Source organism: Actinomadura kijaniata (assembly GCF_014138665.1).
Classification (GTDB): domain Bacteria; phylum Actinomycetota; class Actinomycetes; order Streptosporangiales; family Streptosporangiaceae; genus Spirillospora; species Spirillospora kijaniata.
Window position 1 is genome coordinate 777,131 of record NZ_JACJIA010000004.1, and the last position, 25,838, is coordinate 802,968.

Below are 25,838 nucleotides of genomic sequence, written 5' to 3' on the forward strand. Positions count from 1 at the left end.
CTCTCACCGGGGCGCGACCGCGCGCGAACCCGCCCCCCGCACCCCGCGCGCCGACTCCTCCTCGTACCGGGGGAACAGCAGCAGCGCCGCCAGCGCCAGCGCGAACCCGGCGGTCCGCAACGCCGACGGCCCGCCCTCCCGCGGCCACGCCTCCCCGAACAGCACGGCGCTGCTGAGCACCAGGTACATCCGCCCGATCACCGTCAGCACCGTCGCGACGACCGCGACCCGGCACCGCTGCAACGCCACCTGCAACTGCCCCAGCGCGATCGCCGCCATCCCCAGCGTCAGGTACGGGTAGGGCGACCCCAGCACCGCGACCGCGTCGCCGGTGTCCTCGTACACGAGGGACATCCCGCGGATGCCCGCCTCGGCGAGCCCCGCGCACACCCCGGCGCCGATCCCGTAGGCGACCCCCGCCAGCCGCCGCGCGTGCCGCCCGGCGCCGCGCCGGTCGCCGACCAGCCACACCAGCCCCGCCACCAGCACCGCCGGGGCCACCACCGCCAGCATCGCCCACGGTTCGCGCAATGCGGCGGTCAGCGACGGCTCGGCCCGCAGCGGCCCCGCCGGCTCCGCCGACAGCCCGATCAGCATGGTGGCCAGCACGAACAGCGCCACGCTCGCCCACTCGCGGACGACGAGGCGCTCGCCCAGCCGCGCCACCGCGTAGACCACCAGCAGCACCAGGCTGACCGCGAACACCGGCTGCGCCACCGCCAGCGGCAGTTCCGCGAACGCCACCACCTCCGCCGCCAGCCCCACGAACAGCAGCAGCCCGCCCGCCAGCCACACCGGGTCGGTCAGCATGTGCCAGGCCACGTGGAAGGGGCGGCTGCCGCGCAGCGGCGGCATCCGCCCGGCCGCGGCACGGAACACCAGGAACGCGGTGTAGTAGGTGACGGTGGCGAACAGCGCGAGGGCGGCGTGCCCCAGGTCGTGGCCCATGCGCGGAGGGACCTCTCAGCGGACGGCGGGCGGGTGCGCCGGAGGTCCCCCCGCTCCGGCGGTGTCAGGACACCCTGCCGTGTCCCCGCCGGTAGATCAAGACCGGGCCGGTCAGTCGTACCTGCGGCCCGTCCGGGCCGACAGCCGCCCGACGAGGTCGCGCGGCATCATCCGCGTCGCCGCCACGATCGCCTTGTACTGGGCGCCGGGGACGCTGACCTGGACGCCCCGCCGCAGGTCCCGCAGCGCGGTGTCCACGACGGCGTCCTGCTCCAGCCACAGGAACGACGGCACGTTCGAGGTGTCCATCCCCGCCCGCTGGTGGAACTCGGTGCGCACGAACCCCGGGCACAGCGCCATGACGCGCACGTTCCCGCGCCCGGCGATGTCCTGCGCGACGCCCTGGCTGAACCCCACGACCCATGCCTTGGACGCGCCGTAGGTGCCGCGCGAGGCGAACGCCGCGACCGACGACACGTTGACGACGCCGCCCCGGCCGCGTTCCAGCATGCGGGGGAGCGCGGCGGAGGTGAGGCGCAGCACCGCCTCGCAGTGCACCTTCAGCATCGCGAGCTCGTCGGAGACCGGGACGTCGAGGAAGGTGCCCTTGTGGCCGAACCCGGCGTTGTTGACCAGCAGGTCCACGCCCTCGCGCAGCCGCGCCTCGGCGGCGGCGATCCCGTCGTCGGTCGCCAGGTCCGCGACCAGCGTCCCGGCGCGCACGCCGTAGCGTTCGGCGAGGTCGCGGGCGCTCCTGTCCAGCCGCTCGCCGTCGCGCGCGAGCAGCACCAGGTCGAATCCGTCGGCGGCCAGTCGGCGGGCGAACGCGGCACCGATCCCCGCGGTGGCTCCGGTGATGAAGGCAGTCGGCATGCACCGAGCCTAGGACGCGCGGCGGGCGGTGAAGTCGCGGGGGTCGGGGCGGCGGGTCGCCCGGCGGTAGGCGAAGGTGAAGCCGGGCCAGTTGTTGACGACCTTGCCGTCGGCGGTCATGTACCAGCTTTCGCAGCCCGCCTCCCAGACGGTGGCGCGCAGCCGTTCCTGCATCTGGCGCCCGAACGCGTCCTGCACGTCGGCGCGCACCTCGATCCAGTCGAGCCGGTGCCGCCGGAGCGCCTCGACGCACCCCAGCACGTACCGGAACTGGGATTCGAGCATGTAGATGATGCTGTTGTGCCCCAGGTTCGTGTACGGCCCGTACAGCAGGAACAGGTTGGGGAAGCCGTGCACGGTGATGCCGAGGTGGGCCTCCGCTCCGTCGCGCCACTCCCGGCCCAGCTCGCGCCCGCCCCGCCCGTGGATCCGCATCGGCGCGAGGAACCCGGTGGACCGGAACCCGGTCGCGTACACGATCACGTCGGCCTCGTGGGTGGCGCCGTCGCGGGTGACGATCCCCGCGGGGACGACCCGGTCGATCGCCTCGGTGACCAGTTCGACGTTCGTCCTGGTCAGCGCGGGATAGTAGTCGTTGGAGATGAGGATGCGCTTGCATCCCATCGGGTAGTCCGGCTCCAGGGCCGCGCGCAGCCCGGGATCGGGGATCTGGCGGTGCAGGTTCCGCCGGAACCGCGCCCTCATCCCCTCCATCAGCTTCGGGTACTTCACGAACGCCAGCGCCCGCGACTCGTACAGCGCGTAGGTCCTCGCGCGGCTCAGGTGGTAGGCGCCGGGCACGCGTTCCAGGACGGTCCTCTCCCAGTCCCGGTAGGGCCGGTCGGGCTTGTCGACGACGTAGGGGGCCGACCGCTGGAACAGCGTCAGCCTCCCCGCGACCCCGGCGATCTCCGGAACGATCTGGACGGCGCTGGCGCCGGTCCCGACGACCGCGACCCGCTTCCCGGCCAGGTCCACCCCGTGGTCCCAGCGCGCCGAGTGGAAGCCGGCGCCCGCGAACGTCTCGCGCCCCTCGATCGGCGGCAGCGCGGGCCGGTTGAGCTGCCCGCACGCCGAGACCAGCACCCGCGCCGACAGGTCGCCGTCGCTGGTGGAGATCCGCCACAGCGCCGCGTCCTCGTCGAACCGAGCCCCGGTCACCTCGCACCCGAACCGCACGTGCGGCAGCACCTCGTACTTGCGCGCGCAGTGCCACAGGTACTCCAGGATCTCCCGCTGCGGCGGGAACCGGCGGCTCCAGTCGGTCCTGGGCTCGAACGAGAAGGAGTACAGGTGCGAGGGGACGTCGCAGGCCGCGCCGGGGTAGGTGTTGTCGCGCCAGGTCCCGCCGAGCCCGCCGGCCTTCTCCAGCACCACCAGGTCGTGGATCCCCGCCTGTTTGAGACGGATCGCCATCCCGATCCCGCCGAACCCGCTCCCAATGATCACAACCGTGCGCGGAGAGGCCATCGCTGCGTCCCGAATGTCGTTCTGGCTGTCGACCTCCGAGCGTAGTGACCGACGGGTCACCTGAACAGCCTCACACGCTTCTGTCGGCCGCCCCTGGCATGATCCCGCCATGCCCCTCGACGACCTGCCCGCGGACTGCCTCCGCGACGACACCTTGGACGGCGTCCGCCTCGACGCCCTGGAACGCGGCGCGTGGCTGCCGGACCTGCTGCGGCGGGGGATGGCGGACGCGCGGCGCCTCCGCGACGGCGAGCCGGGGGCGTTGCGGGCGGTGGAGCGGATCCGCGCCGAGATCTCCGAACGCCTGGCCGCGCTTCCGGCCGGGGAGACCCGCCCCGCCGTCCTGGCCTTCCTGCTGGCCGCCGCCCGGGAGGCGCAGGTCGCGTGGTACTTCGGCGCGCGCGTGACCCCGACGCTGGCGAGGACCGAGGGCTTCGGGCCGTCCGAGACCGCCGTGCTGGTCCGGGCCGCCCTCGAATACGAGCGGTCGGACGGTTGGTTCACCGACGTGACGAAGTTCGCCGCACGCGTCGCCGAAGGGCTCCCCGCCGAGGAACGCGCGGCGGCGGACGAGTGGCTGCGGGCGCTCCAGGAGCGGGTGCTCGCCGACCCGGCCTTCGCCGGAGGCGAGCGGAGCGCGCTGGTGCGGCGGCTGGAACGGCTGCTTCCCGAGCGGGACCCGGCGCTGCTCCCCGAGGGCATGGTGCCCGGACGGCAGTGGTGGGCGGCCCCGCTCCGCGACCGCCTCGCCGAGGCGCCCACCGCCGGGCTGGCCGCGCTCGTGTGGCACCTCGCGGTCTTCTCCGGACCGCGCCCGCCGCAGAAGTGGCGCAGGGAGTGCGTCCGTCTCGTCGAGGCCGCCAAGGCGGGGGAGACGCTCGTGGCGTGCGTGCGCGAGATGGCCGTCGAACCCGAGGAGGTCGAGCGCGGGCACGGCGACTACGTCGACCCCGCCTACAAGGACCTGGCCTGCGGCGTCCTGTGGGCGGCCGCGCTGACCGCCGGGGCGGAGACGGCCCCGCACCTGGAACGGCTCGCCGGGCTGGCGGGCATGTTCAACCGCGCGACCTGGGACGGCAAGCTCGCGGGAGCGGCCGTCAACGCGCTCGGCGCGGTCGAGGACCCCGCCGGTCTGGACGCCCTCCGGGAACTGGACGCCCGCCTCCGCCACAAGGCGCTGCGCAAGCAGCTCGACACCGCGATCGAGACGGCCGCCGGGCGCCAGGGCGTCACCCCGCGGCAGCTCGTCGAGAGCGCCGTCCCCGACCACGGCCTGGCCCCCGGCGGCACGCTCACCCGCACGGTCGCCGGCCACACCGTCACCCTCGCGGTCGAGGACGCCGTCACCGTCCGCCTCACCTACACCGCCCCCGACGGGACGGCCCGCCGCACCGCGCCCCCCGCCGTCAAGGACGCCCCCGAGGTCACCGAGATCAAGGCGCTGGCCAAGCGCGTCCGCGCCACCCTGGCCGCCGAACGCCGCCGGGTCGAGGCGCTGCTGTCCGCCGACCCCGAGTGGTCCCACGACGAGTGGGCCCGCCACTACCGCGACCACCCGATCGTCGGCGTCATCACCCGCGACCTGATCTGGGACTTCCAGGACGAGGCGGGGGAGTGGCGCGCCGCCCTGCCCGCCGACGCCCCGCCCGCCGCTGCTGCGAGGACCGTCCGGCTCTGGCACCCGATCCACCACACGCCGGACGAGATCCGCGCCTGGCGCGCCACCGTCGCCGACCGCGGGATCCGGCAGCCGTTCAAGCAGGCGTTCCGCGAGATCTACCTGCTGACCCCGGCCGAGGAGGAGACCGCCGTCTACTCCAACCGCTTCGCCGCGCACATCGTCCACTACAACCGCTTCTACGCCCTCACCAAGGAACGCGGCTGGCAGTCCAACTACCTCGGCCGTCACCACGCGGGCGCGTTCGGGCAGGCGCGCGGCACGTTCGGCGACGGAGGGTGGCGGGCCACGTTCGAGCACACCCCGGCGACCGAGGACTTCGACTGGGCCCCCGAGCACGCCGCCACCGACCGGATCGTGTTCGAGCGCCGCGCGGGCAAACGCTGGACCGAGGTCCCCCTCGGGGAGGTCCCGCCGGTCGTGTTCAGCGAGGCGATGCGGGACGCGGACCTGTTCGTCGGCGTCACCTCGATCGCCGCCGACCCCGGCTGGGTGGACCGCGGCGACGACCGGTACACCGAGTACTGGCGCACGGCCACGTTCGGCGCGCTCACCGCGACCGCCGAGACCCGCCGCGCCGCCCTGGAGCGCGTCCTGCCGCGCCTGCGGATCGCCGGCCGCTGCGAGCTGACCGACCGCTTCCTGAAGGTCAGGGGCGACCTGCGCACCTACAAGATCCACCTGGGGTCGGCCAACATCCTGATGGAGCCCGACGACTCCTACCTGTGCATCGTGCAGGCCAGGGGCGGGACGAAGGTCCACCTGCCGTTCGAGGACGACCGCCTGTCGCTGATCCTCAGCAAGGCGCTCCTCCTCGCCGCCGACACCACGATCACCGACGAGACGATCCTGCGCCAGATCCGGAGGACGGTCCCGTGACCCCCGACCAGATCCGCGTCGCGCTCCGGACCGGCGACCACCACGCCCACCCGGCCGTCGACCTGACCGCGCTCAGCGCCACGGACCTGGGCGACCTGCTGCCCGACGCCTACACCAGCGCCTCGACCGGCCTGCGCTTCCTGATCGAGGACGAGGCGCAGGCGCGCCCGGCGGACTTCACCCCGCGGGCGTGCCTGCGCCTGTTCGACGCGCTGGTCACCGACCTGGACCGGCGCGACTGGGCCGACCTCGGCCTCGGCCTGGCCGCGCTGCTGCGCTGCACCGGGCCCTGGCCCGACGGCCTGGCCGAACGCGCCGACACCCTGGCCCGCTTCATGAACGCCAAGGGCGAGGACCGCCACGTCCACGACCAGCTCGCCGTCGCGGCCCTGGCCGGTCCCGACCGCCACCGCGAGACCGCCGAACGCCTCGTCTCCGGCCGGGGCCCGAGCGCCGAAAGGGAACTCGACCTGATGTCCCGCTGGCCCCTGGTCGACCGGGTGCGGTTCGCCGTCCTGCACGGCGTCGCCGAGAGACGCCGCGCGATGGTGCCGCCCGACACGGAGGAGCGCCTGCGTTCGCGCCCCGGCTACCTCGGCTTCCTCTACGCCGAGCTGCGGGAGGCCGAACGCCGCCTCGCCGACATCCAGTCCGGCAGGACCCCCTACAAGGCCGACGCCGCGTTCACCCCCCACGAGGTCGAGGCCCTCGAACGCGCCCTCCGCGCGGCCCTGGCCAACGACGAACCCTGGCTGCCCGACTACCTGGCCCGCGTCCTGCCCGCCACCGCCGTCGCCCCCACCGCGGCGAGGACGCTGCCCTCCCAGGCGTTCCTGTACGCGGTCGCCCGCGCGGGCCAGGACCACCCCACCCCCGAGCTGGTCACCGCGCTCCGGCACGTCAAGACGGTCGTCCGGCACGCGGGAGTGCCCAAGCAGCTCGACAAGATGCTCAAACGCATCGAGGCGGCCCTCGCCGAACGCACCGACGTCGCCCTCCGCGTCCCCGACCCCGGCCCCCTGCGCCGGCGCGTCGGCGACCACGAAGCGGAGATCACCGTCACCGACACCGCCACCCTGGTCTGGCACCGCGACGGCAAACCGCTGCGCGGCGTCCCGGCCGCCGTCCGCGCCGACCACAGGACCGTCCTCAAGGACCTGCGCGACCGCACCAAGCGGATCAACACCCAGCTCGCCACCCTCGCCCGCGCCCTCGAAGGCGGCTACACCGCCGACCCCGCCCACACCTACGCCCGCTGGCGGTCGGCCCTGCTCGACCACCCCCTGGCCGGGGCCGTCGCCGGCCGCCTCATCTGGGAGATCGACGGCCGCGCCGTGCTGCCCGCGCTCCAGGACGTCCCGGACGCCGCCCCCGACGCCCCGGTCCGGCTGTGGCACCCGATCGGCCACGCGCCGGAGGAGATCCGCGCCTGGCGCGACCTGATCACCGAACGCGAGCTGCGCCAGCCGTTCAAGCAGGCGTTCCGCGAGATCTACCTGCTGACCCCGGCCGAGGAGGAGACCGCCGCCCACTCCCACCGCTTCGCCGCCCACCTGGTCCACTACCGCCGCCTGTTCGCGCTGTTCCGCGCCCGGGGCTGGAGGAGCGACCTGCTCGGCCCCTGGGACGGCGGGGACGAGGACGAGGCGACGCGCGTCCTGGCGGCGGGGGAGTGGCGGGTGGCGTTCCGCCACGTCTACGCCGACCCCGCCGGGGAACGCGAACTCGCCTCCACCGACCGGGTCCGCTTCTCCCGCCGCGAGGGCGGCGCCTGGCGGGAGGCCCCGCTGCGCGAGGTCCCGCCCGTGGTGTTCAGCGAGGCGATGCGCGACGTGGACCTGTTCGTCGCGGTGACCTCGATCGCCGCCGACCCCGACTGGACCGGCCAGGGTCCCGGACGCGCCTACTGGGAACGCGACGGCTTCGGCGCGCTCACCGCGACGGCCGAGACCCGCCGCGCCGCCCTGGAGCGCGTCCTGCCGCGCCTGCGGATCGCCGGCCGCTGCGAGCTGACCGACCGCTTCCTGAAGGTCAGGGGCGACCTGCGCACCTACCGGATCCACCTGGGGTCGGCCAACATCCTGATGGAGCCCGACGACTCCTACCTGTGCATCGTCCCCGGCCGGTCCGACCCCCGGGTGTTCCTGCCGTTCGAGGACGACCGCCTGTCCCTGATCCTCAGCAAGGCGGCCCTGCTGGCCGCCGACACCACGATCACCGACCCGACGATCCTGGCCCAGATCCGACGAGGGGAACGATGAGCGCCGTCACCTTCCGCGACGAGACCGCGACCGGCACGTCCCTGGCGGGGTTCCAGGTCACCGGCCTGCCGTCGACCATGACCGTCCGCGAGCTGATCCGCCTGCGCGTCCGCGAGGAGGTCGCCCGCCACAACGCCCGCCCCGCCTCCCGCTTCAACGGGCTGGTCCAGCCCGACGACGCCGAGGCCGACCTGAACGGCTACCACCTGCCCCGCGCCCGCCGCCTGGACTGGGAGCGCCAGGCCGACATCGCCGAGCGGGCGTTCCTGCGCAACGGCTTCTTCGTCCTCACCGGCGACCGCCAGGTCGACGACCTCGACGAGGTCGTCGACCTGACCGGGGACCCCGACCTGGTGTTCATCAAGCTGATCCCGCTGGTCGGGGGCTGACCGGATCGGCGGCCTCGCGCCGGAAGGCCGCGCGGTAGTCCCTGGGGCGCCGGCCGGTGTGCTTGGCGAACAGCGCGGCGAAGGTCCCCGGGTCCCTGTACCCGACGGCGGCGGCGACGGCGGCGACGGTCTGGTCCGTGGTCTCCAGCAGATGGCGGGCCCGGCGGACGCGTGACGCCTGGAGGTACTCCAGCGGGCTCTGGCCGGTCTCGCCGGAGAAGCGCCGCAGCAGCGTCCGGGTGCTGACGTTGCAGGCCGCCGCCAGCGCGGTGAGGTCGTAGCGGGCGGCCAGGTCCTGGTCGAGCCGGCGCATGACCCGGTGGGAGAACTCGTCGCCGGGCCGGGGCAGCAGCCGGGCGTCCATGTAGGGCGACTGGGACGACCGCGCGTCGTCGAGCAGCGCGATCCGCGCCGTCGTCCGCGCGACGCCCGCGCCGCTGTGCCGCCGGATCACCTCCAGCGTGAAGTCGTACATGGCGCTGAAGGCCGCCGTCGTCGTGACCCCCCGGTCGGTGACGACCAGCTGCTCGGGCCGGACGTCGGCGTCCGGGCAGCGCCGGGCGAGCCGGTCGGCCAGGAGCCACGCCGTGGTGGCGCGCCGCCCGTCGAGCAGCCCCGCCTCGGCGAGCAGGAACGCGCCGACGCAGATCGACACGACCGCGCGGCCCGCGTCCGCGTGCGCCCGGATCGCCGCGACCTCCGGGCCGAGCGGCGCGAGCCTGCCGTCCACGTCCAGGCCGGGAGCCAGCTCGAACCCCGGCACCACCAGGACGTCCACCTCGCGCAACGGCGAGACGGCCAGCTCCTGCCCGCCCGACGCGACGACCCGCCGGCGCGGCGAGACGACCGAGACCCGGTACCCCGCGTGCCGCGGCCCCGCGACGTGCGCGGCCATCGTCAGCAGGTCGGGCACCCCGAAAACCTCGGACGCGAAACACCCCGGATAGGCCAGGACCCCGATCCTCAATGCGCTCACGCCTGGCGAGATTACCCCCTTGTCTGGCGATCCGGCCTCTCGCGGTCCGCCGCGCCCACCGTCCACGCTGGTCGCCATGAACGCCGCAGACCACCCCCTCGACGACCCCCTCGACGACTTCTCCCACCGCCGCGTGGACGTGGACGGGACGGTGAAGACGGTCCACGTCGCCGGTTCCGGCCCGGCCGTCGTCCTGATGCCGGAGATGCCCGGTATCAGTCCCGACGTTCTGCGCCTGGCCCGGTGGATCCGGGACGCGGGCTTCACCGTCCACGTCCCCTCGCTGTTCGGGACCGACGGCGCCCATCCCACGACCGAGGCGGGCCGCGAGGTCATCCGCCGCGCCTGCGTCAGCGCCGAGTTCCGCGCGTTCGCCGGGGGCGGCACCAGCCCCGTCACCGCCTGGCTGCGCGGTCTGGCCCGGCGGGCCCACGCCGAATGCGGCGGGCCGGGCGTCGGCGCCATCGGCCTGTGCTTCACCGGCAACTTCGCCCTCACCATGACGCTGGAGCCGTCCGTCATCGCCCCGGTCGTCAACCACCCGTCCCTGCCGCTGGACGACCCGGCCGGGCTCGAACTCGGCGACGAGGACGCCCAGGCCATCCGCGAACGCGTCACCCGCGACGGCCTGCGGGTGCTCGCCTACCGGTTCGAAGGCGACCGCTGGTGCACGGGCCGGCGCTTCGCCGCCTACCGGCGGCTCCTCGGCGACGCCTTCGACGGCCGCGTCCTCGACGGCGCCGTCGCCAACCCGGACCCGCCGCCGTTCTTCCGCGAGATGGTCGAGACGCCGCACAGCATCGTCACCGCCCACCTGGTGAACGAGGAGGGCCACCCGACGGTGAAGGCCCGCGACGAGATCCTCGCCTTCCTGGCGGAACGGCTCCAACCCGGCGGCTGACCTCCGCCCGCCGGATCGAAAGGACCGCGGCCGCGGCGTGACCAGCGGGAACGCCGCGCCCCGCGGGTTTTTGTGCGGGCCTGCTAAGCGGCCGGTGAAAGCCGGGCCTTCGCCCACAAGACTGCCGGCCGCGGCGGCCGTACCTTACTGGCAGCTCCCCAGGGGAACGGCGCCGCCCCTCTCCCATCCACCCCCACGGCAGGTTTCACCGAACGCCCGGACGAGGATCCCGCAACGCCGCGGGCCGGCCGGAGAAGGTTCCCGCCCCTCGCCGGGCGCGTTCGGCATGCCCTCGCCGTGCCTTCCGAAGGAGAGGCAGATGCCTTCCCACCGCACCCGCCCGCACACCCGCCTGCGCGCCGTCGCGGCGGCCGCGCTGGCCGCCGCCGTCGGCCTCGGCGTCATGACCCCCACCGCCGCGCACGCCGAGATCTCCCCGCCCGGGGCCAACGACTGGAACTGCAAGCCCTCGCTCACCCGCCCCCGGCCCGTCGTGCTGGTGCACGGCACGTTCGAGAACATGGCCTTCAACTGGCAGAAGGTCTCGCCCGCCCTGAAAAAGGAGGGCTACTGCGTCTACGCCCTCAACTACGGCGGCGCCCCCGACGCGCCCATCCAGGGCACCGGCGACATCCCCACCTCCGCCCGGCAGCTCGCGGCGTTCGTCGACCGCGTCCTGGCCGCGACCAGGACCACCAAGGTCGACATCGTCGGCCACTCCCAGGGCGGCATGATGCCGCGCTACTACCTGAAGAACCTCGGCGGCGCCACCAAGGTCAACAAGCTGATCGGGCTGGCGCCGTCCAACCACGGCACCAACATGAGCGGCCTGGTGGCGCTCGGCAGCCTGCTCGGCATCACCCAGGCCGTCGTCCGGGCGGCCCCGGCCGCCGGCCAGCAGATCACCGACTCCGCGTTCCTGCGCGACCTCAACTCCGGCGGCGACACCGTGCCCGGCCCGACCTACATCGTGCTGGCCACCAAGTACGACGAGGTGGTCACCCCCTACACCTCCGCCTACCTCAACGGCTCCAACACCCACAACATCCTGCTCCAGGACAAGTGCCCGAACAACACGAACGCGCACGTGGGAATGAACTTCGACCCCGTGACGATCCGGTTCGTCCTGAACTCCCTGGACATCCGGGGCCCCTACTGGCCCATCAACTGCTCCAACCCGCTCGGCTGACCCACCCCGGCCCGGCCGTTCCGCCCGCCCGGCGGAACGGCCGGACCGATGGCTTACACGACCGCTGACTCCTGGGTATTTTGCGGCCTACCGATGTGATGCGGCTACGGCGACATGTGGGGCCTATGCGCGACCGGCTGTTGCAGGAACTCTCCGAGGACGAGACCGCCGAGATCGTCGCGCTGCTCCGCGCGGAGGTCCCCGGGACGATCCGGGAGGCCGTCCGCGAGATCGAGGAGGAGTTCCCGCAGTACACGAGGCTCCAGGACCCGGCCCACGCCGACTTCCTCGAACGCACGGTGGAGCGGTCGATCGCCGGTTTCCTGGAACTGCTGCTCGACCAGCACGCCTCGTTCGACGCGGCGACGTCGTTCTTCCAGCGCGTCGGGGTGATCGAGACCGAGGAGGGGCTGTCCGAGGAGGTCTCGCAGGCCGCGTTCCGGCTCGGCGCGGCCGTCTCGATCCGGCGGCTGACGGCGGTGGCCGAGAGCCATCCCAGCGTCACCGTCACCGTCATGGGCCAGGTCGCCGCGGCGGTGCTCGACTACCTCAACACGATCGCGGCCGCCGTCTCCGAGGGGCACACCGACGCGAGCGCCCGCGCCACGGGGGACATGCGGGTGCGCCGGGGCCGCCTGGTCGACCTGCTCGTCGCCGCCGAACCCCAGCCCGACCTGGTCAAGCAGGCGGCCGACGAGGCGGCCTGGCCGCTGCCCCGGACGGTCGCGGCGGTCGCGCTCCGCCGCCCGAGCCGCCCGCCCTGGCCCGGCACCGCGCTGCCGCCCGAGGTGCTCGTCGGCCTGCACTTGGACGAGCCCTGCCTGATCGTCCCCGACCCCGAGGGCCCCGGCCGCCACCGCATGCTGCGGGCCAGCCTGCGCGAGTGGCGCGCGGCGATCGGCCCGCCCGTCGCGACCACCGACGTCGTCCGCTCCCTCGGCCTGGCCCGCCAGGCCCTCGACCTCGCCGACGGCGGCGCCCTGCCCGCCGGGGACCCCGTCGTCGTCACCGACCACCTGCCCCTGCTGATCCTGCTGCGCGACCGCCTCCTGACGGAGACGCTGGTCTCCCGCGCCCTCGCGCCCCTGCTGGAGAGCAGCCGCCCCCGCCACGCCCGGCGGCTGGCCGAGACGTTCCTCGCCGCCCTCGAACACGGCTTCAACGCCACCGCGGCCGCCGACAGCATGCACATCCACGCCCAGACGGTCCGCTACCGGCTGCGCCAGCTGGAGGCCCTGTTCGGCGACGACCTCCACGACCCCGACCGCCACCTCGAGTTCCACATGGCCCTCCGCGCCTGGCTGGCGACCACCCCGCCCGACTGACGCCCCGGCCGGCCGCGGCTAGGGCCGCTGGCCCGGCCGGTCCACGAACCCGGCGACCTGCCGCGCCGACTGGCTGTCGACCGTCCCCTTCCGGATCGCCCAGCCGCCCTCGCTCTGCCGGTCCTGGTGGTCGGCGACCGCGACCGAGCGGTGCCCCCGGTACACGTAGGTCTTCGGGTCCAGCAGCACGTCCAGCCGGATCCAGCCCTCCTCCACCACCGACACCGCGATCACCGGGCGGCCCGCGATGTCCTTGCCGCCCCTGGTGAGCCTCACACTGGGCAGCTTCGCCATCGCCCGGTAGATCGTGGCCTCCCGGTCGGGCGGCAGCACGCTGTTGTTGAGCGCCGAGCTGAGCATCGCGAACACGGACTCGTCGCTCTGGTTCATCAGATGCCACGTCTCGCGCACGTGCGCCAGCAGCGCGTCCGGGTCACGCGGCAGCCTCGACAACGTCGCGTAGTCCGTCGGCGGTGACCCGCCGCCGGTGGCGCTCTCCAGCAGCCTGCCCTTCTCGTAGAGGGCCATCCGGGTCCCGTCCACCCGCGTCCATATCCGCTCCACGGTCGTCTTGCGGGGCGTGGACACCGTCGCGACCTGCCCCCTCTTCAACGACCCCATGCCGATCCGCTCGTAGCGGGTCTCGATGTAGGCCCACTGGTGGGGCCGGGGCGCGGTGAACGACCGTTCCTGCGCGGCGGTCGCGGCGCGGTCCAGCAGCTCCCGCGCGTTGGCGACCTCCCCGCCGGTCAGCCCCGGCACGACCGCCGTCCCGGCCGCCACCGCGAGCCCCGCGCCGCCGACCGCCGCGACCCGCAGCCAGCGCCGCCGCGTCCACGCGTCACGCCCCCGGTCGGCGGTGATCCGCACGTAGGCGGCCTGCCCCCGGCCGTCCCGCGCGGCCCCGGCGAACGTCCCGGGCGGGCACGGGTCGGCGTCGGCGAGCAGCGCGCGCACGGTCCTCACATCGTCGTTCATGACGGGACACTCCTCTTCACGGTCGGGACGGGCACACGCCGCTCACCGGCGTCGATCTCTTCGAGCACGGCGGTCAGCCGCCTGCGCGCACGGTGCAGCCGCACCGAGAACGCCTTGGCCGAGCACCCGGCGGCGACCGCCGCGTCCCTCGGCTCCAGGCCCTCCCACGCGACCAGCAGCAACGTCTCGCGGTCGCGTTCGGGCAGCCGCCGCAGCGCCGCCACGACCCGGCCGCCCTCGGCGAGCCCGACCGCCACGTCCGCCACCGGCTCATGGGTGGCGCGGTCGTCGCGCAGCCGCCCCCACAACCGGAAGCGCCGCCGCTGCCCGCGGGTCTCGTTCGCCAGCACGTTGCGGGCCACGTTCAGCAGCCACGGGAACGGCCGGTCGGCCGGGATCCGCCCCCGCCGCCGCCAGGCGACCAGGAACGTCTCGGCCGCCACGTCCCGCGCCGTGTCGAGATCGACGCGCCGGGCCGCGTACCCCAGCACGTCCTCGTAGTGCGCGTCCCACAACTCGGCGAACCCATCATCGGGATCCGGCACACCGGCTCCTCTCTGGTGATGTCGCTGTCACCCCGAGATGTCCGGCATCCCACCCGCGACTACAGCCCGGGGAAAATACGCCCACGACGAAACAAGATCGAACAGACCGTACGGTCCGGCTACGTTCCTGGCATGCGCGAAGTGAGAACCGCCGACGGCCGCGTCCTCGCCGTCGAGGAGTGGGGCACCCCGGGCGGCACCCCCGTCCTCTACCTGCACGGCACCCCCGTGGGCCGGCTCGCCCGCCACCCCGACGACACCGTGTTCACCTCGCGCAGCATCCGCCTGATCACCTTCGACCGGCCCGGCCTCGGCGGCTCCACGCCCCGGCCCGGCCGCCGCGTCGTGGACGGGGCCGACGACGTCGCCGCCGTCGCCGACGCGTTCGGCCTGGACCGCGTCCCCGTCTACGGAGTGTCCGGCGGCGGCCCGCACGCCCTGGCGTTCGCGGCCCTGCGCCCCGACCGCGCCACCCGCGTCGCGTCCCTCGCCGCCCTCGCCCCCCGCGACGCCGACGGCCTGGACTGGACGGCCGGGATGATGGAGGGCAACGTCCGCACCGCCGCCGTCGCCCGCCGGACCCGCGAGGACATGCGCGCCCACCTCGGCGCGGACCCCTCGGCCCCGCCCCGGCTGCCCGAGACCGAGACCGCCGTGCTGTCCCGTCCCGGAGTCGGCCGGATGCTCGCCGCCGCCTACGCCGACGCGGTCCGCCCCGGCCTGGACGGCTGGATCGACGACGCGCTGGCGCTGTTCGGCCTGCCGTGGGGCTTCGACCCGGCGGCGGTCACCGTCCCGACCCTGCTGTGGCACGGCGCGCTCGACCCGGTCGTCCCCGTCGCCCACGCCCGCTGGCTGGCCGCCCGCCTTCCCCACGCCACCGTCACGATCGACCCGGACGCGGGCCACGCCGGCCACTTCGACGCGACCCCCGCCGTCCTCGACTGGCTGCTGGAGAAACCGTCCGCCTGACATCCTGGACGGGTGCGAACGCTGATCGTGCTGCGCGGCAACTCCGGCTCGGGCAAGACGACCGTGGCCCGGCGGCTCCGCCGGGCCCGGCCCCACCGCGACGTGGCCGTGGTCGGCCAGGACGTCGTCCGCCGCGAGATCCTGCGCGAGCACGACGTCCCCGGCGGCGCCAACATCGCCCTCATCGACACGATCGTCCGCCACGCCCTGGACGCGGGGTACCACGTGATCCTCGAAGGCATCCTGGCCGCCGCCCGCTACGCCCCCATGCTGGAGGCCCTGCGCCGCGACCACGGCGGCCCGAGCCACTGGTACTACTTCGACATCCCCTTCGAGGAGACGCTGCGGCGGCACGCCACCCGCCCGCAGCGCGCCGAGTTCGGCCCCGCCGAGATGGCCGGGTGGTACCGCCCCCGCGACCTGCTCCCCACCGCCCACGAAAAGATCATCCCGGCCGGCAGCACCCTGCCCGAGACGGTCCACCGCCTGCTGGCCGAGACCTCACTCCTCGCCGGTGAACCGCTCCCCGCCCGAGAACCGCTCCCACGCCGACTGCCGGGTGATCCCGAGCACGCCCCCGATCCGCGCCCAGGTGACCCCGCGCCGGCGTAGCTCCCGCACCCACACCCGCAGATCGGCCTCCACCTGGTCGGCGACCGCCGCGATCCGCGGGATCTGGGCGAGCATCTCGTCCTCGCCCATCCCGTCCCACCGGGGCAGCCGCACCTGGACGGCCCCGTCGGTGTACTCCCGCACGATCGCCTCGGCGGCCCCCGCGCACTCCCGGCAGATGTTCATCCCGGGACCGGCGAAGACCTCCCCGGCCTCCCCGGCCTCCCCGGCGGACCTCCCGCAGAACGAACACCCCGCTCCCTCGGTACCCGCGTCCATCCCACCTCTTTGTCAGGGGTTCCCTGACACGCTAACCCGTCAGGGAACCCCTGACGACCACGATGGCTCCCGCCGAGCGCGTCAGATCCGGCTGACGTCCAGGACCGCGCGGACGACGGCGTCGGTGTCACGCAGGTCGGCCAGCACCAGCTCGGCCCCGGCGTCCCGCAACGCGGCCTCGTCGCTGGCCCCCGTCGCCACGGCCACCACCCGGGCCCCGCCCTGATGCCCCGCCGCGACGTCGAGCGGGGTGTCCCCGACCAGGACCGTGGACCCGGGACCGAACGGCTCCCCGTACTTGGCCTCCGCGCGCTCCCTGGCCAGCCGGACCAGCGGCGGACGCTCGACGCCGTCCATGCCGTACGCGCCGACGCCGAAATCCACGAGCCCGTCCAGACCGAACGCCGCGAGCTTGCAGCGGGCGATGGACTCCATGTTCCCGGTCAGCAACGACTGCACGACGTCCGGGCGGGACGCCAACGCCTCCAGCCCGGCCCGCGCCCCGGGGAGCGCCCTGCCCCGGGACGCGATCTCGTGCCGGCGCTCGGCGAACCCGCGCCCGAGAGCGTCGGTGAACCTGACGACCAGCTCCTCGTCCGGATCCACGCCGTGCAGGCGGAGCGTCTCAGCCGTGATCGCCCGGTCGGTGCGCCCGGCCATGACGGCGACCCGCTCCAACGGCCACCCCACGACCTCCCGGAAGGCCGCCGCGTAGATCTCCCCGCTGAGCCCGGCGATGCTGAGAAGCGTGTGGTCGATGTCCCAGAGAACGAGGGTCCGCACCCGGCGATGCTACGACAGCCCGACGACGAGCCCCAGAGGACCGCCCCCAGCCATGCGCGGCCGGGGAGCAGGTCGGTGATGGCGGTGCGGATGGCGTCGCGCCCGTAGTGCGGGGTCAGCTACTGGAGGGTGGTGTGGGCGAGGGCGTCCGGGGGGTGGCGGCCCAGGAGGCGAGCAGGCGCAGGCCTTCTTCGGAGGGCGATCCGGGCTCGGCGGTGTAGATGGTGAGGGTGAGGCCGGGTTCGGCGTTCATCTCCAGGCTCTGGTAGGCGAGGGTGAGGTCGCCGACGGCCTGGTGGTGGAAGTGTTTGGTGCCGGTGCCGTGGAGGCGGACGTTGTGGGCGCCCCAGCGGGTGCGGAAGGCGTCGCTGCGGGTGGACAGTTCGCCGACCAGGTCGTGCAGGTCCTTGTCGTGGGGGTTGCGCCCGGCCTGGGTGCGCAGGATGGCCACGGTCATGTCGGCGGCCTGGTCCCAGTCGGGGTAGAAGCGGCGGGAGGCGGGGTCCAGGAAGTTGAAGCGGGCCAGGTTGGCCTGGTTGCCGGGATGGGCGTAGAGGTCGGTGTGGAAGGCGCGGGCGAGCTGGTTGGCGGCCAGCAGGTCCAGGCGGCCGTTGTGGACGAACGCGGGCCCGGCGGTGATGGCGTCCAGGGTCCATCGCAGGCTGGGGTGCGGCTTCCACCGGCCTGTGGCGCGTCGGCGGCGCGGGCGGGTGAGGGCGTCGGTGCCGTCGGCGGCCTGGGCCAGGTTCAGCAGGTGGGCGCGTTCGGCGTCGTCCAGCCGCAGGGCGCGGGCCAGGGCCTCCAGCACCGAGGGGGAGACACCGGCCAGGTTGCCGCGTTCGAGCTTGGCGTAGTACTCCACGCTCATGTCGGCCAGGGCGGCGACCTCGCTGCGGCGCAGCCCTGGCACCCGGCGCCGGGAACCGGACGCCAGCCCGGCCTGCTCGGGAGTGATCTTCGCGCGCCGCGAGGTCAGGAACTCGCGGACCTGCTCACGGTTGTCCACCCCTCAACGGTAGGTCCTGCCTGCGGCGGTAGAGGTGTACTGGCAGTACACCCTTCGCTGGTGACTGGTTGGGCGCGCCCACCGGGGGTTACCTAGAAGGTGTGGTGCTCCCTGGGCCGGAGGTGAAGCCGGTGACCGGAGGGGCCCCCACCTGGCCCGGGCGGTCGGCTGTCTGACGCCTCGGGCTCCCGACCGCACGCGGCGCCGCCCGGCACCCTGCCGGCGCGCGCCCATCCCACCACCTCAAGGAGCCTTTTCATGCGCGGAGCAGTGATCCACGCCCCCGGCGACATCCGGGTGGAGACCCTGGACGACCCCAAGATCCTCCACCCCACCGACGCGATCATCCGCACCGCGGTGACGTGTGTGTGCGGCTCGGACCTGTGGCCCTACCGCGGCGCCGAACCCACCGGCGAGCCGCACCCGATGGGGCACGAGTACGTCGGCTTCGTGGAGGAGGTCGGCTCGCAGGTGACCGCGGTCAAGCCCGGACAGTTCGTCGTCGGGTCGTTCGCGACCTCGGACAACACCTGCGCCAACTGCCGCAACGGCTTCCAGTCCAACTGCCTGGACCGCGAGTTCATGAGCACCTGCCAGGCCGACTACGTCCGCATCCCCAACGCCCAGGGCACGCTCGTGGCCACCGACGGAGTCCCCGAGGAGCGGTTCTGGCCGGGGCTGCTGGCGGTCTCGGACGTGATGGGCACCGGCTGGTGGGCCGCCGACGCCGCCGAGGTCAGGCCCGGCTCCACCGCCGTGGTGGTCGGCGACGGCGCGGTCGGGCTGTGCGCGGTGATCGCGGCCAAAGAGATGGGGGCTGAGCGGATCATCGCCATGTCCCGGCACGAGCCCCGCCAGCGGCTGGCCCGCCGGTTCGGCGCGACCGACATCGTCACCGAGCGCGGCGAGGACGGCGTGGCCCGGATCAAGGAGCTGACCGGCGGGATCGGCGCCGACAGCGTGCTGGAGTGCGTCGGCACGCCCGAGGCGATGCGCCAGGCCCTGCACGCGGCCCGGCCGGGCGGCAACGTCGGCTTCGTCGGCGTCCCCCACGAGGTGGCGCTCGATGGGCAGGAGCTGTTCTTCTCCCACGTCGGCCTGCGCGGCGGCCCGGCCCCGGTGCGCCGCTACCTGCCCGACCTGATCGACCGCGTCCTGACCGGCGCCATCGACCCGGGCCAGGTCTTCGACCTCACCCTTCCCCTGGACCAGGTCGCCGAGGGCTACAAGGCCATGGACGAACGCCGCGCCATCAAGACCCTGCTGCGGCCGTAGACGGAGATCGCGGGCCTCGACGCCCCGGCGGCGCGGGCGGGCGCCCACGACGACCACCACCACATGGGCCGGCCGAGGCGGCCGAAGCCGTCTGCCCGCGGTGCGCTGTGCCGCCGGCCCGGGCGCACAGCCGATACCGGCGGACGTCGCGAGATCTGCTCACCTCGATCGCGATAGCGCTGGCCAGCCGGGCCGGTGCCCGCCTGGCGGCCGTGGTCGGCGTACCGGAGGCCCCGAACCTGCGTGCTCGCTCATCCGGGGTTTCTGGGAACGATGGCCAGTCCGGCCTCGATGGTTTCGGCCAGGTGGTCGCCGAGAAGGTCGGCATGCTCGGTGAGGGAGGCGACCGCGGTCGTGTCGGCGGTGTGGGCCAGGAGGTCGAGGTACGCGGTGTCGTCGCCCAAGCGCTCGGACGCGCGGATCGAGTCGGCGCGGGCGACGAGGTCGGCGTAGCGTTCGAGGGTCTCGACGCGTTGTGTCACCTCATGGACCGATTGGTCGAGGGCGGCCAGCTGGGGACCCAGGGCCTTGTCCAGCTCGGGGGTGTCAGCCATGCGGTCGTACTCGTCGAGCTTGGCCCGCAGAACGGTCTGCCGGTGGAGCAGCTCGGCGATCTGCCAGCGTTCGTCGGGAAGGACGACCGCGTTTGCGATCTCGTCGAGTAGCCCGTCACGGGTGACCTCGGCGTCCAGGACGACGGCGATCGCCTGCCGGGTGCGCTCCATCAGCTCCTGTGAGGGCTGGTCCAGGTCGGAGGCCCGCAGGTACCGGCGGTGGTGGGCGCGGGCCCCGGCAAGCTTTGCCCGCAGCGGCCTGGGGAGGTTGGAATCCGATGTGGGGTCCAGGTAGACCCAGATCCCGAGGATGACCGTCACGGCGCCGAGGATGCCGGCGGGGATCAGGGCGAACTCCGACGCGGCGCCGGCGGGCAGGTCCGGGATCAGTCCGACCAGGCTGAGGATCCAGGTGACGAACAGGGTGACCAGGCCCCCCACGCCTGCGACCATCGCGGCGAGGATGGTGGTGAGGATGAGATGCAGGGTCGCGCTCAGGATCGTCAGGATGAGGGTGCTCCAGAACGGAATCCGGGGGAGCGGATCGCCGTACGGGTAGCAGACGGCGACGCAGGCGCTGAGGCGTTTGCGGGCCTTCTCCGGGACGTCCGGAGCGAAGACGATGAACTCGGAACTGGTCACGGGGGCCTTTCGGACTCTGCGGATGAGCGGCCTCTGCAAGATCGTGGAGGAGCTCTTGCCCTGACAGACGAGGTCCGGGTCCAGGACGACCTGCTGCCATCGCCAGAAGGCACGGTACAAGACGGGCATTAGCCGCAGAAGTCCGCAAAACCGAGACCGCCGCAAGCCTCCGTTCCCCTTGAAGAAGGCTCCGAGGCGGGACATGTGGCAGCCGCTCCGTGTTGCGCGCGGAATCAATGGGCTCTGGCTCACTCTCGATGATCGAGGCGGCAGAGCGTGATGTACGGGTCAGCGGTGGTGGAGTACTCGATCCTCGACAGGTCGAGGTCGGCGCGGCCGAACATCTGCCCCTTCAGGAACTTGATCTTGTTGACGGTGCCTTCGACGGCTCCGCCGCCGTGGGACGGGGACGACCCGGCGGTCACTGAGGTGAGCCCGCGGCTGCGGTCGCGGCGATCCAGCCCGAACGCGCCGCGGTCGAATACGCCCCCAGGGGCATCCGTATCAACGCCGTGCGCCCCGGCGTCATCGAGCCCCCGATGGTCGCCGACATGCTCGAAGGCCAGGCCGAGGCCATGGCCGAAATCATGGAGCAGCAGCCCGGCCGCCGCCTTCGTCCTCGCAGCTCAGACGGCAAGCCAGAAGCGACACGGCCATACCGGATCCATCGGACTCGGAAGGTCAGTCCGCGTACGCGTCAAGTTCCGCTCCGGCGTCATACAGCTGCTGGAGACATTCGTATATTTCGGGTGCATCGGTCTCCGGTGCGCTGAAGGTCTTACTGAACGCGATGTCCGCAGGACTGTAGTCCTCGCCGTCATGGATCGTGGGGTCCGCCCCTCCGGCCAGCATCAGCCTGACCACGTCCGGCAGCGACGCGCGTAGGCCGACGACGTAGTCGATGCCGAGTTTCCGCAGGGCCGAGTGCAGAGGTGTTTCACGCTCGTAGAGAGCCATGTCCAGCAGCGGGTCGAACTCCGTCCGGCGGCCACGGTACGGCTCGAAATAGGTCGACCAGACGTCGAGCGCCGACACCTCCTCGGTGATCGCCGCGTTGGGATCGGCTCCGGCGGCGAGGAGAAGACGCACGGTTTCCACGGATCCGGAGAACGTGGCCAGGTGAAGGGGCGTCAGGCCGGACCGCTCCAACGGCCCCGTGCCGAGACCGCCTTCCAGCGCCGCCCGTACGCGCTCCACGTCACCCCAGGCGCAGGCCCGTCCGAACTCGATAGCGGGGGTCGACCGCCGCAGGCCGGAGAGCCTGTCGGAGAGCCAGACCCTCACCGGCACCGGCTGGCGGCCCTCATGGTCGACGCGGTAGGTCGGCACCTCGGCCGTCGTCGCGGCCTCGGCCAGGTCGACGAGCAGATACCACTGCCCCTCGTCCTCGCCGATCGTGTACCAGGCGCGGTCCTCGGCCACGAGACCGGGCTCGGTTTCCGAACCCTTCCCGCTGTAGAGGTCGACCTCCCACTCGAAGTCGTCGGTCGTTCGCAGGCACTGTCCGGCGGGCCAGACCACGGCCAGCAGCGCCTGGACGGACGGCGGAACGGGGTACTTCCCCGCAGGAGTCGTGACGACCCACTCCCGTGGTTCGAAATCGTCACGGACGCGGCCATGGAGCCGCTCGATCTGCTCCACGACATGCGGGGAAAGGAGGTCGGTGCCGTCGGGCATGGACGATTGTTCCTTCTGCTCACCGGAGGCGGAGCGGGACGTCGCCTGTGTCAGGAGTTCTTGATGCGTGCGGCGAGTGCGCGTGCTTCCGTCCGGTTCAGGAGGATCGCGCCGCGGTCGGGGTCCTTGGAGTCCCTGATCCCGGCCACGCTGGCATCAGCGGCGACCTCGATGCAGGCGTCTCCTGAATCGCTGCTGAGGGAGGACTTCCGCCACTTCGCTTTGCTCAGGTCCATCGCTCGTCGATTACCTTCCTGATCAGCGCCCTAGAGTCCAGCTCATTGAGTGACTGCGCTTGCAGTGTAGCGAACGCCTCGCTTACCTGAGCTATACGGACAGGATCACTGGTGGTTTCACCGCCAAGAGCGTTGGCCGCGTAGGTGACTTCTTTCCGGTCCTGTTGGGTCGCGATGTGAAAGGCTCCCCGCACCCCACGGTAGAACCTGAACGGTGCTATCTGAATATGGATGCGGTCTCGCTGAGAGACCTCGATGAGATACTCAAGCTGCTCCCGCATGACCTCGGATGAGCCGACCAAGGTGTACAGGACCGCCTCGGACATGACGACGCAGACGAGCGGAGGACGCTCGCGTTCCAGAACGGTCTGGCGTTCCATGCGTCCCGCGAGCTCATTTTCATCACGCAGCAGGACGCTGGCGTACGCCTTCGTCTGGAAGAGCCCGTAGACCCAGCTCTGCTCATACGCGCGGATCATGGTCGCGTTCTGCTCGGCGCGGGGGAAGTTGGCGAAGAAGGTGGGGTACTTCTCCTCCTGCAACGGCTCGATGAACTCCCGCCACGCCGACTGGACCTCGTCACCCGTGTCCAGCGCGACGTCGATACGAGCGGCGAAATCCGCGCGGCACTGTGTCGCCCCGGTCTCTATCTGCGAGATGTAGGAGCGCACGACGTTCAGGCGTTCGGCCAGTTCGTCCTGCGTGATCCTCGCCCGTTTGCGACGCCTCCTGACTTCCTGGCCGAAGGACATGGACTCAGGCGTGCGAGGGGGGTTCGCCATGATCCGCCTTTCGCTAGCGATCCGTCAGTGGAGGTCAGGAGCGTCAGCCGCCCGCGCGTGTTGCGAGCGTGACGACGTTCTTACGTAGCGATGTTATGCCGCGTCATGACTACATGGAAGTGCGTTATCCGATATTGACCCGGAGTCACAAACCAAAGGCAGCAGCCATGATCGACGAGCCGAGGAATTCCCCCGTTCCCGCCATGACCGATCCGTCCGTGTTGATGCTGACTTCCTCTCCCGAGGCGATCAAAGCCGCACGGGATTTCGCACGCGGCTGGCTGGACGGGAAAGGCTTCCAGCGCACGGCCGTCGAGATCGCGTTGCTGATCGTCAGCGAGCTGGTCACCAACGCCTACAAGCACGGCAGCGAGCCGGGACAGGCGATCTCCGTCCGGCTGTACCTGTCCGAGGCCGGACCCGTGGTCGAGGTACGCGACGGCAGCGACGCCGAGCCGCACGTCAAGCCGCTGACCCTCGACACGTTCTCCGGCCGGGGACTGGCGATCGTCTCCGAGCTGGCGCGGGCATGGGGCTTCCGGCACCTGGCGTCCGGCGGCAAGACCGTCTACGCGGTGATGAGGGAGAAGACACCATGAATCCGCGCGTCGTGCTGCTGGCGATCCTCCAGGACCTGTTCCCGACCTGGGAAATCTGGATCTGTGACCGGGGAGTGTGGCGGGCCGCCGGCGTCATGCTCGTCAGCGCCTCGACGATCGACGGACTGGTGGAACACCTGGCGGGCGCGGACCCGGACGGCTTCACCCAGGCCGCGCGCCGGTTCACCAGGGGCACGTCGTCGCCGGGTCAGAACGGTGGCTGATCGACGAAGGCTCCTTCTGCGCGAGGGGCCGGAGGAGGGGTGCCGCGCCAGTCATGGAGCATCGCCACGGCCTCATCGGCGCGCCCCTGGCGGATCAGCAGCTCCGCGATGACGACGGTGCTCCGATGGCTGTCGCGGTTCGGCTCCAGAACGGCGATCGCCTCGTCGAGACGTCCCGCATCAGCCAACAGGCGGGCCAAACGTTCCGCCATGAACCACTCACCGGCCTCGGGGTGGGCGCGCAGTTCGTCGATCGCCTGCTCGGTCCGGCCGCAGTAGGACAGCAGCGACATGCGTTCCAGGAACAGATCGAGATCCAAGCCCGCCGACCGCGCGGCGAGTTCGTCGAAGAGCGCCAGCGCCTCCTCCACCCGCTGCTGGTCGACCAGCAGCGTCCACAGCATCCGCAGATCACATTCGCAGCCGCCTCTTCCCAGCACGGCGCGCAGCGCCTCAACCGCCTCATAGACGCGCCGGTGCCGGGTCAGCAGTTCCGCCAGCTTCATCGCGGCGTTGGAAGAACCCTCCGCCACGAACGGCCGATACACCTGCACGGCGGCGTCCACCTGCCCTCGCTTCTCCAGCATGTCGGCCAGGGGCTCGGCGGCGTACTCCTCACCCGGCCCCGCCACCAACTCCCGCAGCTCCACCTCCCGCCCGTGCCGGGCCAGCACGTCGGCGAGCTGTTCGAGTTCGTTGACATGGACGACATCGCCACGCTGGTAATGCGCGTACAGGAACGCCACCGCCTCATCCACGCGCCCCTGACGCTCCAGCATCCGGGCCCTGAGCTCGACGATGTTCGCGGGCTCGCACCAACGGCCGTCCCGGTCGACCTCCGGCAGCAGCGACATCACCCGTTCGTCGCAGCCTCGATCATGGGTCAGCTCGACCAGCGCGCTTGCGAGGAACCAGTCGTCGACCCGGGGACCCAACAACGCGATCACCTCGTCGGTACGCCCCTGCCGGGCCAGCAGCCTCGCCAGCCGTTCCACCGCGAGCCGATCCCCGGCCTCGGCCAGCGGACGCACCAGGGCGATCGCCTCGTCCGTGCGCCCCCACTCGTGCAGAAACGCCGCGACCGTCGACACCGCCTCCCACCAGCCGGTGTCGACGAAAGGAGTGAGCACGTCCAGGGCGGCGTCCCGTTCACCCCGCTCGATCAGGTCCAACGCGACATGGTGAGCGCAGTACCAGTCACCGCGCTGCGCCTGCATGCGCACCTCGTCCAGATGCCCGTGTTCGGCGAGCGACGTCACCACCCACGGCGGGACCCATCCCGAGTAGGTGCGGAACCGCCAGTCAAGATCCTCAGCGTCCATGGCGGCGGACCGTACCGACTGCCACCGACACGCCCTCGCCGATTTGACGGGCCCCGCGCGAGGGCATACCTTCTTCCCTTGTCCCCAACGGGATGCAGGACGCCCATGAGGCGGCCGGCCCGGGGAACCCACTAACGATCACGCCGACGAGGCGGTTTCGTCGCGTCCGCGTGCCCGTAGGTGGATCTCGATCTCTTCAGAACCACCCGATTTTGCAAAGTCGGACGGTTCTGGTGAAATAGAGACATCGCCCGAACGGGACCCGGAAACGGGAAACTGAAAGGGTGAAATCGGGGAAGACCGGTGAAATTGACAGACCGGCCGGAACTGATAACGTAAAGCGAGTCGCCCCGGAGCGAGAGACGCGCAAGCGGATCGAGCGCGGTGGGTGTCCGTTTCTTGAGAACTCAACAGCGTGTTAAAAGCCAGTGCCTTTATCGATCAGGCAAGGTCCTGATCGCCC

27 protein-coding genes are annotated in these 25,838 nt (G+C 72.4%); 12 read left to right on the forward strand and 15 right to left on the reverse strand.

Annotation, left to right across the window (positions count from 1 at the left end; genetic code table 11):
- Positions 1-3: 3 nt before the first annotated feature.
- From HNR61_RS19610 to HNR61_RS19620, 3 genes are all read right to left on the reverse strand, one after another.
- Positions 4-948 (reverse strand): DMT family transporter, encoded by a 945-nt coding sequence (locus HNR61_RS19610; RefSeq protein WP_182844560.1) that lies wholly within the window; start codon positions 946-948, stop codon positions 4-6.
- A 111-nt stretch (positions 949-1,059) separates the two neighbouring features.
- A complete protein-coding gene (locus tag HNR61_RS19615; RefSeq protein WP_182844561.1) occupies positions 1,060-1,821 on the reverse strand; it encodes an SDR family NAD(P)-dependent oxidoreductase in 762 nt (253 codons plus the stop codon).
- Positions 1,822-1,830: 9 nt separating this feature from the next.
- Complete coding sequence (locus HNR61_RS19620; RefSeq protein ID WP_182844562.1) at positions 1,831-3,291, reverse strand: flavin-containing monooxygenase; 1,461 nt, start codon at positions 3,289-3,291, stop codon at positions 1,831-1,833.
- Positions 3,292-3,400: 109 nt separating this feature from the next.
- Between HNR61_RS19620 and HNR61_RS19625 the strand changes: the two genes are divergently transcribed.
- The 3 genes from HNR61_RS19625 to HNR61_RS19635 are packed head-to-tail and all read left to right on the forward strand — an operon-like array spanning position 3,401 to position 8,498.
- Positions 3,401-5,848 (forward strand): DUF4132 domain-containing protein, encoded by a 2,448-nt coding sequence (locus tag HNR61_RS19625; RefSeq protein WP_182844563.1) that lies wholly within the window; start codon positions 3,401-3,403, stop codon positions 5,846-5,848.
- Positions 5,845-8,109 (forward strand): DUF4132 domain-containing protein, encoded by a 2,265-nt coding sequence (locus HNR61_RS49975; protein WP_312897980.1) that lies wholly within the window; start codon positions 5,845-5,847, stop codon positions 8,107-8,109. Before HNR61_RS19625 ends, HNR61_RS49975 begins: the two co-directional genes overlap by 4 nt.
- Positions 8,106-8,498, forward strand: coding sequence for a hypothetical protein (locus HNR61_RS19635; protein WP_182844564.1), 393 nt, complete (start codon positions 8,106-8,108; stop codon positions 8,496-8,498). The genes HNR61_RS49975 and HNR61_RS19635 overlap by 4 nt, the downstream gene beginning before the upstream one ends.
- Here HNR61_RS19635 and HNR61_RS19640 read toward each other — a convergent pair.
- Positions 8,470-9,474 (reverse strand): GlxA family transcriptional regulator, encoded by a 1,005-nt coding sequence (locus HNR61_RS19640; protein WP_312897981.1) that lies wholly within the window; start codon positions 9,472-9,474, stop codon positions 8,470-8,472. The genes HNR61_RS19635 and HNR61_RS19640 overlap by 29 nt on opposite strands.
- 76 nt (positions 9,475-9,550) lie before the next feature.
- On the opposite strand from HNR61_RS19640, the gene HNR61_RS19645 reads away from it, so the two are divergent.
- The 3 genes from HNR61_RS19645 to HNR61_RS19655 all read left to right on the forward strand — a co-directional run bounded on the left by HNR61_RS19645 (position 9,551) and on the right by HNR61_RS19655 (position 12,889).
- Entirely contained in the window at positions 9,551-10,375 is an 825-nt protein-coding gene (locus HNR61_RS19645) for a dienelactone hydrolase family protein (RefSeq protein ID WP_182844566.1), read from the forward strand.
- 319 nt (positions 10,376-10,694) lie between these two features.
- A complete protein-coding gene (locus tag HNR61_RS19650) occupies positions 10,695-11,564 on the forward strand; it encodes an esterase/lipase family protein (RefSeq protein WP_182844567.1) in 870 nt (289 codons plus the stop codon).
- A 125-nt stretch (positions 11,565-11,689) separates the two neighbouring features.
- On the forward strand, positions 11,690-12,889 hold the full coding sequence (locus tag HNR61_RS19655) for a PucR family transcriptional regulator (RefSeq protein WP_182844568.1): 1,200 nt from the start codon (positions 11,690-11,692) through the stop codon (positions 12,887-12,889).
- Positions 12,890-12,907: 18 nt separating this feature from the next.
- Here HNR61_RS19655 and HNR61_RS19660 read toward each other — a convergent pair whose 3' ends face one another.
- Both HNR61_RS19660 and HNR61_RS19665 read right to left on the reverse strand, forming a co-directional pair.
- Entirely contained in the window at positions 12,908-13,867 is a 960-nt protein-coding gene (locus HNR61_RS19660) for a CU044_5270 family protein (protein WP_182844569.1), read from the reverse strand.
- A complete protein-coding gene (locus tag HNR61_RS19665; RefSeq protein ID WP_182844570.1) occupies positions 13,864-14,412 on the reverse strand; it encodes an RNA polymerase sigma factor in 549 nt (182 codons plus the stop codon). Before HNR61_RS19665 ends, HNR61_RS19660 begins: the two co-directional genes overlap by 4 nt.
- Before the next feature lie 132 nt (positions 14,413-14,544).
- Between HNR61_RS19665 and HNR61_RS19670 the strand changes: the two genes are divergently transcribed.
- The gene (locus tag HNR61_RS19670) at positions 14,545-15,384 is read left to right on the forward strand and encodes an alpha/beta fold hydrolase (RefSeq protein WP_182844571.1); all 840 of its coding nucleotides are present in this window, start codon (positions 14,545-14,547) and stop codon (positions 15,382-15,384) included.
- Positions 15,385-15,396: 12 nt separating this feature from the next.
- Positions 15,397-15,996 (forward strand): kinase, encoded by a 600-nt coding sequence (locus HNR61_RS19675; protein ID WP_312897982.1) that lies wholly within the window; start codon positions 15,397-15,399, stop codon positions 15,994-15,996.
- Here the strand turns inward: HNR61_RS19675 and HNR61_RS19680 are convergent.
- The 3 genes from HNR61_RS19680 to HNR61_RS19690 all read right to left on the reverse strand — a co-directional run bounded on the left by HNR61_RS19680 (position 15,886) and on the right by HNR61_RS19690 (position 18,064).
- Complete coding sequence (locus HNR61_RS19680; RefSeq protein WP_182844572.1) at positions 15,886-16,275, reverse strand: ClpX C4-type zinc finger protein; 390 nt, start codon at positions 16,273-16,275, stop codon at positions 15,886-15,888. The two genes, HNR61_RS19675 and HNR61_RS19680, sit on opposite strands and share 111 nt — an antisense overlap.
- 81 nt (positions 16,276-16,356) lie before the next feature.
- Positions 16,357-17,058 carry an HAD family hydrolase gene (locus HNR61_RS19685; protein WP_182844573.1) on the reverse strand — a complete coding sequence of 234 codons (702 nt, stop codon included), beginning with the start codon at positions 17,056-17,058 and terminating at the stop codon, positions 16,357-16,359.
- Positions 17,059-17,173: 115 nt separating this feature from the next.
- A complete protein-coding gene (locus HNR61_RS19690) occupies positions 17,174-18,064 on the reverse strand; it encodes a helix-turn-helix transcriptional regulator (RefSeq protein ID WP_182844574.1) in 891 nt (296 codons plus the stop codon).
- 258 nt (positions 18,065-18,322) lie between these two features.
- Between HNR61_RS19690 and HNR61_RS19695 the strand changes: the two genes are divergently transcribed.
- Complete coding sequence (locus tag HNR61_RS19695; protein ID WP_182844575.1) at positions 18,323-19,339, forward strand: zinc-dependent alcohol dehydrogenase family protein; 1,017 nt, start codon at positions 18,323-18,325, stop codon at positions 19,337-19,339.
- A gap of 251 nt (positions 19,340-19,590) precedes the next feature.
- On the opposite strand, the gene HNR61_RS19700 is transcribed toward HNR61_RS19695, so the two are convergent.
- Both HNR61_RS19700 and HNR61_RS19705 read right to left on the reverse strand, forming a co-directional pair.
- Positions 19,591-20,535 (reverse strand): hypothetical protein, encoded by a 945-nt coding sequence (locus HNR61_RS19700; RefSeq protein ID WP_182844576.1) that lies wholly within the window; start codon positions 20,533-20,535, stop codon positions 19,591-19,593.
- 248 nt (positions 20,536-20,783) lie between these two features.
- Complete coding sequence (locus tag HNR61_RS19705) at positions 20,784-20,960, reverse strand: hypothetical protein (RefSeq protein WP_182844577.1); 177 nt, start codon at positions 20,958-20,960, stop codon at positions 20,784-20,786.
- 30 nt (positions 20,961-20,990) lie between these two features.
- Between HNR61_RS19705 and HNR61_RS50475 the strand changes: the two genes are divergently transcribed.
- Positions 20,991-21,308 carry an SDR family oxidoreductase gene (locus tag HNR61_RS50475; RefSeq protein ID WP_376770262.1) on the forward strand — a complete coding sequence of 106 codons (318 nt, stop codon included), beginning with the start codon at positions 20,991-20,993 and terminating at the stop codon, positions 21,306-21,308.
- Here HNR61_RS50475 and HNR61_RS19715 read toward each other — a convergent pair.
- The 3 genes from HNR61_RS19715 to HNR61_RS19725 are packed head-to-tail and all read right to left on the reverse strand — an operon-like array spanning position 21,217 to position 23,200.
- Complete coding sequence (locus HNR61_RS19715) at positions 21,217-22,212, reverse strand: ankyrin repeat domain-containing protein (RefSeq protein ID WP_182844578.1); 996 nt, start codon at positions 22,210-22,212, stop codon at positions 21,217-21,219. The two genes, HNR61_RS50475 and HNR61_RS19715, sit on opposite strands and share 92 nt — an antisense overlap.
- A gap of 50 nt (positions 22,213-22,262) precedes the next feature.
- Entirely contained in the window at positions 22,263-22,448 is a 186-nt protein-coding gene (locus tag HNR61_RS19720; RefSeq protein WP_182844579.1) for a DUF397 domain-containing protein, read from the reverse strand.
- Complete coding sequence (locus HNR61_RS19725; protein ID WP_182844580.1) at positions 22,439-23,200, reverse strand: helix-turn-helix domain-containing protein; 762 nt, start codon at positions 23,198-23,200, stop codon at positions 22,439-22,441. Before HNR61_RS19725 ends, HNR61_RS19720 begins: the two co-directional genes overlap by 10 nt.
- A 197-nt stretch (positions 23,201-23,397) precedes the next feature.
- Here HNR61_RS19725 and HNR61_RS19730 point away from each other — a divergent pair, with 197 nt between their 5' ends.
- Together HNR61_RS19730 and HNR61_RS19735 are read left to right on the forward strand one after the other, a co-directional pair.
- On the forward strand, positions 23,398-23,829 hold the full coding sequence (locus tag HNR61_RS19730; protein ID WP_182844581.1) for an ATP-binding protein: 432 nt from the start codon (positions 23,398-23,400) through the stop codon (positions 23,827-23,829).
- Positions 23,826-24,053 carry a hypothetical protein gene (locus HNR61_RS19735; RefSeq protein ID WP_182844582.1) on the forward strand — a complete coding sequence of 76 codons (228 nt, stop codon included), beginning with the start codon at positions 23,826-23,828 and terminating at the stop codon, positions 24,051-24,053. Before HNR61_RS19730 ends, HNR61_RS19735 begins: the two co-directional genes overlap by 4 nt.
- Here the strand turns inward: HNR61_RS19735 and HNR61_RS19740 are convergent.
- Positions 24,038-25,375, reverse strand: coding sequence for a tetratricopeptide repeat protein (locus HNR61_RS19740; protein ID WP_220509482.1), 1,338 nt, complete (start codon positions 25,373-25,375; stop codon positions 24,038-24,040). The genes HNR61_RS19735 and HNR61_RS19740 overlap by 16 nt on opposite strands.
- Between the last annotated feature and the right edge of the window lie 463 nt (positions 25,376-25,838).